This is a genomic window from Sinomonas albida (genome assembly GCF_004919045.1).
Classification (GTDB): Bacteria; Actinomycetota; Actinomycetes; order Actinomycetales; family Micrococcaceae; genus Sinomonas; species Sinomonas albida.
In genome coordinates, this window is sequence record NZ_SWDW01000008.1 from 1 (window position 1) to 12,420 (window position 12,420).

At 69.7% G+C, this 12,420-nt stretch carries 13 protein-coding genes and 1 pseudogene; 3 read left to right on the forward strand and 11 right to left on the reverse strand.

Going from position 1 to position 12,420, the window contains the following annotated elements:
* Positions 1 to 411: 411 nt before the first annotated feature.
* A complete protein-coding gene (locus E6A26_RS17750) occupies positions 412 to 576 on the forward strand; it encodes a hypothetical protein (RefSeq protein WP_211129064.1) in 165 nt (54 codons plus the stop codon).
* 16 nt (positions 577 to 592) lie between these two features.
* Here the strand turns inward: E6A26_RS17750 and E6A26_RS09260 are convergent, their stop codons facing one another.
* From E6A26_RS09260 to merA, 5 genes are all read right to left on the reverse strand, one after another.
* The gene (locus tag E6A26_RS09260) at positions 593 to 2,233 is read right to left on the reverse strand and encodes a permease (RefSeq protein WP_136610917.1); all 1,641 of its coding nucleotides are present in this window, start codon (positions 2,231 to 2,233) and stop codon (positions 593 to 595) included.
* Positions 2,233 to 2,451 carry a hypothetical protein gene (locus E6A26_RS09265; RefSeq protein WP_136610918.1) on the reverse strand — a complete coding sequence of 73 codons (219 nt, stop codon included), beginning with the start codon at positions 2,449 to 2,451 and terminating at the stop codon, positions 2,233 to 2,235. The genes E6A26_RS09260 and E6A26_RS09265 overlap by 1 nt, the downstream gene beginning before the upstream one ends.
* Positions 2,452 to 2,533: 82 nt before the next feature.
* Complete coding sequence (locus E6A26_RS09270; protein WP_136610919.1) at positions 2,534 to 3,211, reverse strand: haloacid dehalogenase type II; 678 nt, start codon at positions 3,209 to 3,211, stop codon at positions 2,534 to 2,536.
* A 38-nt stretch (positions 3,212 to 3,249) separates the two neighbouring features.
* Positions 3,250 to 3,798, reverse strand: a complete 549-nt coding sequence (locus tag E6A26_RS09275; RefSeq protein ID WP_136610920.1) for a carboxymuconolactone decarboxylase family protein — start codon at positions 3,796 to 3,798, stop codon at positions 3,250 to 3,252.
* Between the two features lie 182 nt (positions 3,799 to 3,980).
* The gene (gene merA / locus E6A26_RS09280; protein WP_136611089.1) at positions 3,981 to 5,411 is read right to left on the reverse strand and encodes a mercury(II) reductase; all 1,431 of its coding nucleotides are present in this window, start codon (positions 5,409 to 5,411) and stop codon (positions 3,981 to 3,983) included.
* A gap of 146 nt (positions 5,412 to 5,557) precedes the next feature.
* Between merA and E6A26_RS09285 the strand changes: the two genes are divergently transcribed.
* On the forward strand, positions 5,558 to 5,944 hold the full coding sequence (locus E6A26_RS09285; protein WP_136610921.1) for a MerR family DNA-binding protein: 387 nt from the start codon (positions 5,558 to 5,560) through the stop codon (positions 5,942 to 5,944).
* Here E6A26_RS09285 and E6A26_RS09290 read toward each other — a convergent pair.
* The 6 genes and pseudogenes from E6A26_RS09290 to E6A26_RS17900 form a co-directional block, all read right to left on the reverse strand.
* Positions 5,935 to 6,399 (reverse strand): heavy metal-responsive transcriptional regulator, encoded by a 465-nt coding sequence (locus tag E6A26_RS09290; RefSeq protein ID WP_136610922.1) that lies wholly within the window; start codon positions 6,397 to 6,399, stop codon positions 5,935 to 5,937. The genes E6A26_RS09285 and E6A26_RS09290 overlap by 10 nt on opposite strands.
* A 1,390-nt stretch (positions 6,400 to 7,789) precedes the next feature.
* Positions 7,790 to 8,182, reverse strand: a complete 393-nt coding sequence (locus E6A26_RS09295; protein WP_168928710.1) for a nuclear transport factor 2 family protein — start codon at positions 8,180 to 8,182, stop codon at positions 7,790 to 7,792.
* Positions 8,183 to 8,512: 330 nt separating this feature from the next.
* Positions 8,513 to 9,862: a sialidase family protein gene (locus tag E6A26_RS09300; protein WP_136610924.1), complete on the reverse strand. Its 1,350-nt coding sequence runs from the start codon at positions 9,860 to 9,862 to the stop codon at positions 8,513 to 8,515.
* Between the two features lie 678 nt (positions 9,863 to 10,540).
* Positions 10,541 to 10,864, reverse strand: a complete 324-nt coding sequence (locus E6A26_RS09305; RefSeq protein ID WP_136610925.1) for a type II toxin-antitoxin system PemK/MazF family toxin — start codon at positions 10,862 to 10,864, stop codon at positions 10,541 to 10,543.
* Positions 10,861 to 11,070, reverse strand: a complete 210-nt coding sequence (locus E6A26_RS09310; RefSeq protein WP_136610926.1) for an antitoxin MazE family protein — start codon at positions 11,068 to 11,070, stop codon at positions 10,861 to 10,863. The genes E6A26_RS09305 and E6A26_RS09310 overlap by 4 nt, the downstream gene beginning before the upstream one ends.
* Positions 11,071 to 11,160: 90 nt before the next feature.
* Positions 11,161 to 11,329, reverse strand: a pseudogene (locus E6A26_RS17900) (helix-turn-helix domain-containing protein); the annotation flags it as partial.
* A 236-nt stretch (positions 11,330 to 11,565) separates the two neighbouring features.
* On the opposite strand from E6A26_RS17900, the gene E6A26_RS09320 reads away from it, so the two are divergent.
* On the forward strand, positions 11,566 to 11,796 hold the full coding sequence (locus E6A26_RS09320; RefSeq protein WP_136610927.1) for an antitoxin VbhA family protein: 231 nt from the start codon (positions 11,566 to 11,568) through the stop codon (positions 11,794 to 11,796).
* Positions 11,797 to 12,420: the final 624 nt, after the last annotated feature.

Genomic DNA, 12,420 nt, shown 5'->3' on the forward strand with positions numbered 1-12,420 from the left:
CTGAGGTGATGACTGCGGGCCGGCCCGCCCGTCACCCTTGGAGGACGGGGCCGGCCGGCGGCGGCAGCCCCGCTTCCGGGCGGCCTTGGGAGAAGAGGAGAAGACGACTAACACCCTCGCACGGACCGTCGCCGCGGGTGCCGCGGCCGCCGCCGGGGGCACCACGGTGCTGAACGCGGTCGCCTACGTCGACATGGCCGTCAGGGCCAGGCCTGCCAGCAGCACTCCCGAGGAGTCCGCCAAAGCGCCTCGCCCACGCCCTGGGCATGGACATCCCCGGTGACGAGGAGCAGGTGCAGAACAGGGCCGCAGGGCTCGGCCCCCTCCTGGGCCTGGGGGCGGGCGTCGGCACGGGGATCCTGGCCGCCCCCGCGCGCCCTCGGGTGGAGGCCCGGACGGACACTGGGCGCAGTGGCCACCACGGGAGCCGCCCTGGTGGCCGCGAACGCACCGATGACGCTGCTGAAGGCCACCTACCCCAGGACGTGGTCCGCCGCCGACTGGGCCAGTGACATCCTGCCCCACCCCGGCTACGGGATCACGGCTGACGCCGTCCTGCGCGCCCTGGAAGCCTAGGGAATCCCGGCCCCGTTCAGGTGCCCCTGCCTCCGGCGTACGACTGTGGCTGGGCGGCGAAGGCGTCCCGGCAGCCGGTGGAGCAGAAGGAGAAGGACTGCCCTTCGTGCTCGAAGTGCGCCGCAGCGTGTGCGGGGTCGACTGCCATTCCGCAGACCGGGTCCACCGCCACGCGGTCGCCCTCCCTCGTCCCACGGCCGTGATCGGGGTGGAGGTAGGCGTGGGGGTCGGCAGCGAAGGTCTCACGGCACCCGGGCGAGCAGAAGGCGTACTCGGCACCCTCGTGGGTGAAGGTTCCCCCGCCGGGGCTCCGGGGGTCGACGTCCATCCCGCACACCGGGTCGACAACCGTCGGGTCCGGATGGGTGTGGGCGTCCATGGGCTCGCTGCCGGGGCCGTGGGCGAGGCGGTCCGGGTCTGCGGTGAACCTCTCGTGGCAGCGGTCGGAGCAGAACCAGTACGTGTGCCCGGCGTGGGCAGCGGTGGCGGGGGCGTGGGCCTTCTCGACCTGCATCCCGCACACGGGGTCCTTCGCGTACCGGCCCGCGGTACCGAGCCGTTCCCGGTTCCGGTACAGCCAGTACAGGACCGCGGCGACGGCGATCGCGGCCAGGTTCAGCCAGGTGGTGTAGTTCCATTCGAACCGTGCCGGGACGATCTCGGCCGGGCGCGCAGGGGCGGGGATCCCGAGAGCGCGGAAGAGCAGGCCGGTGGCCAGCCCCGCGGCGCTCATCACCGCCCAGAACGCCAGGAACAGCCGCACAGCGATGCGCCGGCCGTAGAGCTTGGCATAGACGGCCACGAGCGGGAAGGCGATCAGGTCGGCGAAGACGAACGCGACGGTGCCGCCGAAGCCGAGCCCGCCCTTGTACAGGGCCGCGGCCAGGGGGACGTTCCCGATCGAGCAGACGAAGCTGGCGAAAGCCACCAGCGGGCCGACGATGGCGTCCCAGACGTCGGTGAGGAGCCCGTGGCCGGGGAAGAATACCGCGGAGTACACCGCGGGCGGCACGGCGACGGCCAGGATCCCGGCGACGAGGTAGCCGATGAGCAGCTCCCGCCGGAGCATGGTCGCGTCAGAGACCGCGTACCCGGCCGCGTCGGCCCACCCGGCTGCAGAGCGGACCCTGGCCCAGAGCCGCTTGCCGTGCTGCTCGGCCTCGTCGGCCTCATCCGGGTGCCCCTGGGCGGCGGCGCGGTCGGCGAGCCGGGCCCGGGCGTCCTCGAGCTCGGAGGCGGGGAAGACTCTGGGGGCGATCAGGACGAACAGGGCGATCATGATGGCCCCGCCGACGAACTCGGCCAGGGCGAACTGCCACCCGGCCAGCAGCCACAGCACGATCCCGAGCTCGACGACGAGGTTCGTCGAGGCGAGCATGAACACCATCGCGGTCGTGAAGTCCGCCCCGCGCTGGAACAGCGACTTGGCCAGGGCCGCGGCGGCGTAGGAGCAGCTCGAGGAAGCCGCCCCCAGCAGGCCGGTTCGCACCACTGTGGCGGGGCGGTGGTCGCCCATCGCCTTCTGCATCTCCCGCCGGGAGACGAAGGCCTGCACCGCCCCCGAGAGGGTGAACCCCAGCACGAGGGCCCACAGCGTCCCCCAGAACATGAAGAATCCCTCCAGCACGCTCTGCCAGACGGTCGTCAGGACTGCCATCAGCGCTGTTCCCCTCCCTCTGCCGCGGGGTCCGCCCCGGCCGTTCCATCCGCGGACGCCGCCGATGGCGGCGCCGTCTTCTCGTGCCTGCGCTTCCGGTCCTGGACGGCCCGCCGGAGCTCGCGGAGCGCGAAGCCCCACCGCTGCAGCGGCCCGCTGCCGCAGCCCGGGATCTCCTGGTCCTGCTGGCGGACGCCGCAGGCCTGTCCTGTGCCCATCTTCTGCTCCCTTCGGGGGATCTCCACGGACCCAAGCACGGTATGACCCGGCCCCTGGGGCCGGGTCAAACCGGCGTCCCGGTCAGACGTCGGCCGACAGTTCGGCGGCGAGGTGGGTCAGGGAGGCCACCGTCAGCTCGGGGCGGGCCAGGTACGACGGGTACGTCCCGCCAGTGCGGTTGACCCACGCGGTGCGCAGGCCCGCGCGGGCGGCGCCGTGGATGTCCCAGGGGTGGACCGCAACCAGCATCATGTCCTCCTCCTGTGCCCCGCACTGCTGGGCGGCGTACAGGTAGGAGGAGGGGTGCGGCTTCCAGGCCGGGGCGTCCTCGACGGAGAGCAGCGCCTCGAACTCATCGCGGATCCCGGCGGCGTCGAAGAGCTTCTCGGCGACCTGGGCGGAGCCGTTGGTGAGGGTCACGAGCCGGAGCCCCGCCGCGCGGAGTAAGCGGATGCCTTCCGGGACGTCCGGGTGCAGGGGAAGTTCGGCTACGGACGCGGCGAGGCGCCGTGCGGTGCCCGCAGGGTCGGGGACGCCTGCACCGTCCAGGAGCCCGGTGAGGACTTCGGCGCCGATCTCACCGAACGGGGCTGCGTCCCCGGCCGCGGCAAGGGCGAAGCCCTCCCGCAGCAGGGTCGCGAACCACAGCTTCGCGAGCTGCTCGGGTGCGCCGGCGTCGGCGAACCGGGCTCCCATGGGGGACATGTCGGAGAGGGTCTCGTTGACGTCGAAGACGATCACCTCGGGTGCCTCGGCCATGTCTGGTCCTTCCTCGATCGGACTGTTCGGGTTGCCGCTTAGGCGGTGAGGGGCTCGGCGGCGGGGACGTCGAGCTCGGTGTGGGCGTAGTGGTTGAAGTAGTTCGTGAACAGGTTCACGGCGATGTGGGCGAAGGCCTCGGCCAGCTCCGTGTCGGTCCATCCGGCGTCCAGGGCGGCCTGCCAGAGGGGCTCTGGGACGTTGCCGGTGTCGGCGGCGGCGGCCCGGGCCACCCCGGTCAGGGCCGCGAGGCGGTCGTCGAAGCCGACCTCCCCGGCGCGCAGGGCCAGGATCTGGTCGTCGTCGAGTCCGGCCTTGCGGGCCGAGACGGTGTGGGCGCCCTGGCAGTAGTCGCAGCCGTTCTGGTTGCCCACGGCCAGGGCGATCGCCTCCCGGGTGCGCGCGTCGAAGGTCCCGTGCTCGGCGATGGCCTTCTGCATGCCCTGGTAGGCGCCGATCACCACCGGGGAGTGGGCCATCCCGGCGTGGATGTTCATGAACCGGCCCATCCGCTTCTCCAGCCGCTCGGCGTGCTCGCGGGAGGCCTCGGGGACGGTGTCGAGGGTGTGGGCGGGGATGCGGGGCATAGGTATGGCTCCTTCTCGTTTCCTTGCGCGCGGCCCAACCAGGTTTTCTGCCCGGCCTGCCACGGCTCTTGTCTTCTCAGTTGCCCTCTCGGGCGGTCTTCCACGCTACGGCCCGGTCGGGGCGTGTTCTGTGTGCATGCGCACACAACGCTCGGCAGACCGGTACCCGCGGCGGGTGTGGTTCACACGGCGCAGCAGGAGAGGCGGGAGACGTCGGCGGTGTAGGACTGTGCGGCGATCTTCAGCCCCTCGGCCATCGTCAGGTACGGCGCCCATCGGGAGGCGAGTTCATGGACCGTGGTGCCGGAGGCGATCAGGTGCACCCCCGCGGCGGCGATCTCGCCGGCGTCCTGGGCGACCGCGGTGATGCCCAGGATCCGCCCGGTGCCCTCCTCGGCGACGATCTTGATGAACCCCCGGGTGTCCCGGTTCACCAGTGCCCTCGGCACGAACTCGAGCGCCAGCACCCGGCACTCGCAGAGGTGGCCGGCGGCGTTGGACTGCCGGTCGGTCAGTCCCACCGCGCCGACGGCGGGGCTGGTGAACGCCACCCTCGGCAGCTGGGAGTAGTCCACCTCCAGACCGGCTGCGGCGAAGGCGTTCTCCACTGCCAGGGCACCGTGGGCCGCGGCGACGTTGACGAACTCCCGGTGCCCGGTCACGTCCCCTGCCGCCCAGATGCGCGGGTTCGCGCTCCTCAGCCCTGCATCGACCGGGACCTCCCCGGCGGGCCCGGTGGCGACCCCAACCCCGGCCAAGCCCAGCCCGGCGGTCATGGGGCGGCGGCCGGTGGCCATCAGGACCCGCTCCGCCCGGTACTCCTGCTTTGCGCCGCCGACATCGGCCGTGACAACCGCCTCCCCAGTGGAGGGGTCGGTGCGCACCCCGGTCGGGACGGCGCGCCGTACCACGGTGATGTCCTCGTCGTGGAAGACGGAGGCCAGGGCCATAGAAACCTCGGGCTCCTCGCCGGAGAGCAGGCGCGAGCGCGCCAGGACCGTCACCCGGGCCCCGAGGCGGGCGAACAGCTGGGCCTGCTCCACCGCGACGTACCCGCCGCCGACGACCAGCAGGGACTCGGGCACCTCCTGAAGCTCCATCGCGGTCTGCGAGGTCAGGTAGCCGGCCTCCTCAAGTCCGGGCAGCTCCGGCACCCACGGCGCCGACCCGGTCGCGACCAGATAGTGCCGCCCCCGCAGCACAATACTGTCCCCGGCATCGCCGGCCACCTCCAGGACCGGCTCGGCGGCGGTCCCAGCGAACACCGCGGTGCCACGGTGGATGTCCCAGCCGTAGTCATCGGCCAGGTCCAAGTACTTCTGCTGGCGCATCCACCCCACCAGGGCGTCCTTGCCGGCCATGAGGGCCGGCAGGTCCAGTCCCACAGCTGCCGGCTCGAGGCCCGGGAAGCGGCCCGCATCCTTGGCGCTGTGGCGGGCGGCCGCTGCGGCCAGGAGTGCCTTGGACGGCACACATCCGGTGTTCACGCAGGTCCCGCCCACAGTCCCGGCCTCGGCCATCGCGACCCGCAGTCCCATGCCCGTGGCCCGGATCGCCGCGGCGAACCCGGCGCTTCCCGACCCGACCACGACCAGGTCGTACTCCTTAACAATCGGCACCTTCGTCTCCTTCACTTCGTACGTATGCTGGTCCGTCACCGACTCTGCGCCTTCCAGCCGCTGGAAGGTCAAGCCGGGCATACCAGAGAACCCGCGGCGGTTGAGACCGTCAGGACCATCGGGAGGAAAGGGAGCACACGATGCGCATCTCCGAGGCCGCGACGGCGGCGGGCACGACCGCCAAGACCCTGCGCTTCTACGAGGACATCGGGCTCCTGCCCGGCATCGGCAGGACCCCGGCCGGCTACCGCGACTACCCCCAGGAGGCGGTCCAGCGGGCGGCGTTCATCCGCCGCTCCCGCGCCGCGGGCCTGAGCCTGGAGCAGGCCGGGGTCCTCCTGGCCGTCCATGACGCCGGCACTCGGCCCTGCTCCCACGTCCGCGACCGCCTCGCCGACCAGCTCCAGGCCATCGACGCCCGCATCTCAGAGCTCCAAGCCCTCCGGAACACCCTCGCCGACCAGCTCGAGGCCGCCGAATCCGGGCCGGCAGGGTGCGATCCCGGGCAGGTCTGCAGCTACCTCTGACCGCCGGGGGTCCCGCCACCGAGGCCCGGCCGGTCCCACGGGCCCTCGATGATGTGGCAGAACACCGCCTCCTGCCCGGAGCGCATCGACTCCTCGGCCGTGTTCCGGGCCGCCAGGAGGGACCTGCGCAGCGCCCCGAGCTCGGCCAGGGTGCGCTCGATCTGGGCAAGATGCCCATCCAGCAGCCCGATGACGAGCCCGCAGGGCTGGGCGCCCCCGCGCTGGAGGTCCAGGACCTCGGCGATCTCGGACAGGCTCAGCCCCAGCGACTTCGCACGCCGGATGAACTGCAGCACCGCCACGTCCCCGTCGGTGAACAGCCGGTACCCGCCCGAAGTGCGCTCCGGCGCCGGAAGCAGCCCCCTGGCCTCGTACACCCGGATCGCCTTCCGCGTCACCCCAGCCCTCCGGGCCGCCTCCCCGACGGTGTAGGCGGGAGCCTCCTCGACCAGCATGTGCACCTCCCAGAATTGTCCAATGGCTTCCAGTTTCAACCCGGACCCAAGGACAACCTTCAACCTGGTCATCCAAGGATCGTCTCTTCCCCCTTGACTCGGCCCTTGGGTCCGGGATCCAGACTAGGAGGACATTCCGAACGAATCGACGAGGAGGATCTGCTATGCCATTCCGTGAAGGAGACGTCTACCGCTGCCCCGATCCCGGCTGTGGCTGCGAGGTGACCGTGACGAAGGGGGCCGCCCCAGGAAAGGGAGGCGACAGCAGCCCTACCTGCTGCTGCGGGCTGACCATGGAGAAGGTGCAGCCGGCCGCTGCGACCTGATAGCCCGGCGCCCGGCGGGACTGTTGTTCGAATTGAGGATTTTGCCTTCCATCACGGACGCCATGGTCCTTTCTATCCAGGCGCCGCGGTGCGCCATCTCGATCTGTGCGTCGAGGGTAATCGGCTGCCGGGGCAGGTCCGGATGGGTGACCATGACGCGCTCGATACCGTGCTCCTTTGCGCATCGAGCACCGCGAACACCTCGTCGCGGTCCAGATGGCCGGTGGCGAGGAGGAGCCTGTATTCCTTCACCGCTCCACCCGAGCAGGAACGGCTCGGGCGCAGGCAATCTACAGATGCGAACATCTGCTCTACTCCTGAGTGTGAGCAAGCCGCGGCGCGATCGGGCTGTGAAGCATTGACAGACGAAGTGTCGAGAATCTGACCGTCCCGTCTCGCCTGACTCCGCTCGACGGCCACCACGTACTCCCGGCCCACCGCCACATCCAGCAGTGTCGTGCGGAAGGCGGAGTCGGAGAGCGCGCCTAGCTTGCGCAGGAAGGCCAGGATCGCCGCCCTCGCTTCGGGGTCCCCGGACAGTGCGCCCGTGCCCGGGCGGTCTTACACCGCGTCCGGGGCGAACAGCTAGATGGCGTCGTCGGGCCTTCCGTCATCGAATAGTCCGTAGGCCGGTCGCACCACGTCGCTGCCGCAGGAGATTGCCGTGCTGTCGTGATCCCGCATGATTTCGTCTTTCTCTCAAGGGACAGGTGGATCCCGGTCCCCAGTGAAGCCCTCTCGCGCAGGACCATTTGGCAGGGGACGGCCGATGCTTCTGTCGCTCGATGCGTCTCAGCGCCGGGAGTCGTCTTGGGCGCGCGCCCGTCGCATGGGCGGGTACTGATTTTTGCGGATCCGACCGGTCGTGGACGATAAAGGGATTGAGGATGGCATGGTCGGGGAGGGACTTGCTGTCCTGTTCTGCTGGTGCGTGCTGGACCGCGACGACGTACTTCTCGCCTTCGGCCACATCCAGCAGGGGTTGCGCGGACGGGTGTAGTTGGAGAGTGCGGTGACCTAGGCCCTTGGCACTGGCGGGGCGGCTTGTTCGGGGGGGCGCGTATTCAGCGCCAGAAGGCGTCTTGGGCACGGGCATCCCAAGGATAGGTTTGAATCGAGCGGATGAGGCCGTCCTCGATCCTGAGGACGTCGCAGAGGAGGTAGTCGATGGACTGCCCGTCGCGCTCGGCTTGGCTGCGCCGCAGCGCGAAGGAATGCTCCCCACCATCGGCCACGTCGATGAGGGTCGCCCGGAAGGTCGAGCCGCTGAACTCGGCGATCTTGGGCAGGAGTTCGTTCATGATGGCGTCCCGGCCTCGCCACTCGCCGGTGAGCGCGTTCTGGCCCGGCATGCTCCACACTGCGTCGGGGGCGAAGAGTTCCATGACCTCCGCGAGCTTCCCTTCGGCGAGGAGGTCGTACACCCTGCGTATTACGTCCTTGTTCTCCTCATCCACACCATTCCATTTGGTCTCTGTTCGGTCGTGGCATGCCCCGTGCGGGCCCCGCCGGGGGCCAATGCATCGCTACTTGCCCGCGGCGCCGATGAAGGCCCCGCATGGCCACAATCACCGGATGCCCTCACTGCTCAAGAGCGCTTCGACAGCAGAGCCGCGTCGTTCGTGGCTGAGGGGATTGTTTCCCGGGCGGGCCCGGGCGGCAAGGGTCCAAGAGACCCGACTTCCAGGACGTGCCGCCTTGGCGCTGCGAGTTTCTTCCGCTCCAGCTTGGAAGGGCTGGGGTCGCGGCCCCGGAGGGAGGCCCTGCGCAGGGAGCGGCGGTTAGCGTTACGGGTCCGGCGCAGGGCCTAGTGTGTTGTACAGGTCGGTCGGGTTGCTCCCGTTGACGCAGGAGGTGTCGGAGCAGTTGGCGGCGACGAACATGGATGCCAAGTCGGTGCCGGCCGCGGTGAGGCCTTGGTAGTCCCCTAGGAAGTAGCCCCCGGCCACGACCGGGGCGGCCATCAGGTTGAACGGCTGGCCGGCTGGCCAGAGGGCGGCGTCGGGCCCGAAGCCGGCCGTCCGGGGGCCGAGCTCTTTCAACCAGTATCCGGTGGGAAGGGTGGTGGTGTTGGTAGAGGTCAGGGCCCGGAGGTCGTAGTAGGAGACTCCGACGGTGCCGTCGGCTCGGACCGCGATCGCCGGGTCGAAGGCCGGGCGTCCGGTGTCGGTGCTGAGCCGGGCGGGCGCCGACCAGGTCCTGCCCAGATCGGCGGAGCTGGAGACGGCGATCTCGTCATACCGGCCACCGCTGAACCGGCCGTCCTGCCAGACCGCGTACAGCTGGCCGGTGATCGGGTCGAACGCCGGGGCCAGGGAATTGAAGCTTCCAGTGGTCACCGCGGCCCCCGTGTTGGGGTCGCTGACCCCGACGGTGTCCAGCCCTGCGACAATCGTGGGCGCAGACCAGGTCAGGCCACCGTCGGCCGAGGTGATGAATGCTACGTGCCCGACGGGGGTGTTGCCTCCTCCGGCGGAGGTGCTGCCGGTGGCCGAGAGGAGGTCGAAGAAGTCGTACAGGACCCCGTTGACGATGACCACCTGGTTATCGGTGGTCTGGTTCTGCTGGCCCGGGTCGTAGACCGCCGCCGGCGTGCTCCAGGTCTTCCCGCCGTCGGTGGTGCGGGAGAAGAAGGCCGGCCCGCGGAAGTTGCTGCTGTAGTACGCGAAGGTCCGGGGGGCTTCCAGCTGGTCCCACACCGCGTAGGCGACCCCTGCCCGGACGGGATCGGCGGTCACCGAGGGCTTGTCGTTGAAGAACTTGTGTTGGCCGGAGGGGTCCTGGACGCTGTCCAGGATGGTGGCGGCATCGGACCAGGTCCTGCCGCCGTCGGAGGAGGTCGCCGCCACGATGCCGGTGCTGTAGGTGGTGGAGTTGCCAGCCGCGGCGATGGTGTAGGCGGTGCCGTCGGGTCCCACGGAGACCCAGTTGTCGTAGACCGCGTCGTAGGGCCTGCCGGTGCTCGGCTCCAACAGCGGTGAGGGGGCGCAGCCGGTGAACGGCAGCGGGGTCGTGCCCCACGTCTTGCCCCCGTTGGTGGAGTAGGCGGCGACCGCGCCGCGCGCCGAGCGGGTGGAGTAGAGGTCCTGCTGCCACACCCCGATCAGGTTGGCCGGGTTCGCTGGGTTGGTGGCCACGGACGGCTCTGCCTCGGCGCCCGGGTAGAGGGTCGCCCCCGGAGGCGGGGTCACAGCGCTGCAGCCGGCGAACGGGCTCGGCCCCGAGACCGTGGACGGCCCGGCCGATGCGTGGGCCGGCAGGCCAGCCAGCACCAGCGCGGTGAGAGCTGCGAGCGCCGCCTGTCCGGCCCGTCTCGCCGGTCGGAGGCGGCGAGAACCAGCCCAGCGGCCCGCTGCACCACGGCCGAGCGCTCCGATAGTGGCGACCGGGCGCAAACGAGGTCTGGCCCGGGCCGGTCCTCGCCGATCGGCCACAACCGTCCCCTTGTTCCGCAGAAGACTCATCTGGACTCCCGTTGAATCGTCAGCCGCAGGCCCCGAGCACATGGCCCTTGGAAGAAAGCGAACACGATCGCGGTCCCGGCCGCACGAGTAGCCTGTACCCGATTGGCCGTCACGGAAGAGAACAGCGACACTCGCTCGAGTGCTCGGCATCACCTAGCGGGGCCTGAACAGTGGACGCAGACCACTGACGGAAGCACGCCCCAGTGTGTCGGCGGCACAGGGCATCCGGTGGGTTGTTCTCGTGCGGGCTCGTCGCCCGCGCCGGGCACGCCCGGAGCGGTCCGGTCGGCTTCGCCTGGTTGCTGGTGCTGTCCGTCCGGCGTGCGCGGGCGGGGGGGCCGCTGGGTGTGGTTAGGCGATGCCGAGGAAGACCAGCAGTGCGCGTTCGACTTCTGCGAGCTGGGAGGGGGTGAGCCTGCCGATGCGGGACTGGACGTTGGAGCGGCGCACGGTGGTGAGCTTGTCGACCATGACGTGGCTCTCGCGCTGGAGTCCGGACAGCTCGGAGGGCTGTACTGGGATGCGCAGCAGTGGCGCCTCGACCAGGTGTGAGGTCAGGGGAAGGACGGTCACCGATTCCGTTGCGTCGTAGCGGTCGTCCTGGATCACCAGGGCCGGGCGCGGCTTGGAGGCGTAGACCCCTCCGGCTACCGTCCAGATCTCGCCCCGGATCACTCCTCGTCCCAGGGCGCGGAGACGGCCTCGATGAAGTCCTGGTCGTCGGTGCGCGCCTCCGAGGCTGCCACCGCTGCGGCCTGGCGGTGGGCCTCATCCCGGAATCCGGTGGCGCGGGTGTCCGGCACCCACACCTGAATCGGTCGGAAGCCGTGCTCGCGCATCCGGCGCCGGTGCTCTCCTACGCGGTCTCTGACATCGGCCATGCCTCCATTGTTACATGTAACGTCCTGGAGGGCGACGGTCGGAGCAGGGCAGCCGCCGGCCCCCGTCTCGGGAAGGGCGCGCGCTGCTGGTCAGTCGGTCAGGGCCCGGGATCGTTTAGAAGGTGGCGCGCGACATTCCGAGGTCGCGGGCGATCTGGGTGGCGGGTTCGCCGGCCTAGACGAGGTGGAGGGCGCTTCGGATCTGGCTGTCGGTGATCCGGCGGGGCCGACCGCCGAGGTCCTTCCCGGCCGCCTTGCGGGCCGTTCTTGTGAAACTGCGCTTCCGTCCTTGTTTGCCCCGTGTCCGTTGGGCGTGTGACAACCCCATTACTCGGCGTCCGTCGGAAACGGTCGTTACCGACGCGCGCCGACACGCAGGGCGACACGCCGTCGAAAGCGCGCCGGAACGCTGTGACGAAACAGGACCGCGCCGAAACCTGGCCTCAAACGTTTGAGGTAGCGTCAGGCGCGACGAGTCGAAGGGTGTGATTGAGCATGGGCGAACGGTTCGACGTCGAGGAGCGCTGGCCTGAGCTGTTCGCCCAGCTTGAGCCGGCTCGCCGGCGGTCCGTGCTGAACACCCTCGCCGCTGACTGGCATGAAGGTTGGGTGCCGAACCGCGAGGACGTCGAGAACATCACCGACCTGGCCAGAGGCGCGATCGACCATGACGAGTTCCTGCGCCGCTCAGATGCGGCTGCCGAGCGGCATCGCGAAAAGCCCTGATCCCGAGTCGGGGAGACCTCCGGCATCGGGAGGAGGTGCCCTGAGCTCATCGTTTACGCGACGTAGGCTAAGGGACGGGTTGAGTGAAAATCTCCGGGGCGGCGGCCGATTCGGGCGGGTATGTCACGCAATCGGACGACGCCATCTAGGCAGACGCCCCGGCGGGCAGCCGCCCTGGGGGAGCGGTCTGAGTTGTGCCATATTTGTGCCATTAAATCCGCGAAGAGCAACTGAAACGAACTGAGACTATCGGATAAAAACCGCGGAATTCTGCGGATCTCGCCCATAGATACAGTGCGAAAAGGCCCCAGGGCCCACTGAAAATCGAAAGGTCACCGGATCGACGCCGGTCGGAGCCACCACAGAAACCCCCGAGAAATCGGGGGTTTCGTCGTTTTCAGGCACTACCTGATCGCTGAAGGTGTAGCAGCGTGTGTAGCAACCTGCACAGTGCGGCACCACACGGCAGGTTGCCAGGCCGACACAACATTTGGTCTCGTATCTGGAATCCTGCCTGCACCCTCGGGCTCGTATCGTCCGCGTTTTGAGGCCGACCCGCAATGTGCAATCAAGCGAATCGGGTGAACCCCGCGCATTTTCGGTCAAGCGCGAGAGCCGGGAGGA

Bases quoted from the DNA above. Each gene is read 5' to 3' on its own strand.
- E6A26_RS09310 (WP_136610926.1), bottom strand. From the start codon at position 11,070: ATGGCCGATGTCAGAGACCGCGTAGGAGAGCACCGGCGCCGGATGCGC.
- E6A26_RS09260 (WP_136610917.1), bottom strand. From the start codon at position 2,233: ATGGCAGTCCTGACGACCGTCTGGCAGAGCGTGCTGGAGGGATTCTTC.
- E6A26_RS09265 (WP_136610918.1), bottom strand. From the start codon at position 2,451: ATGGGCACAGGACAGGCCTGCGGCGTCCGCCAGCAGGACCAGGAGATC.
- E6A26_RS09270 (WP_136610919.1), bottom strand. From the start codon at position 3,211: ATGGCCGAGGCACCCGAGGTGATCGTCTTCGACGTCAACGAGACCCTC.
- E6A26_RS09290 (WP_136610922.1), bottom strand. From the start codon at position 6,399: ATGCTGGTCGAGGAGGCTCCCGCCTACACCGTCGGGGAGGCGGCCCGG.
- E6A26_RS09275 (WP_136610920.1), bottom strand. From the start codon at position 3,798: ATGCCCCGCATCCCCGCCCACACCCTCGACACCGTCCCCGAGGCCTCC.
- E6A26_RS09285 (WP_136610921.1), top strand. From the start codon at position 5,558: ATGCGCATCTCCGAGGCCGCGACGGCGGCGGGCACGACCGCCAAGACC.
- E6A26_RS09320 (WP_136610927.1), top strand. From the start codon at position 11,566: ATGGGCGAACGGTTCGACGTCGAGGAGCGCTGGCCTGAGCTGTTCGCC.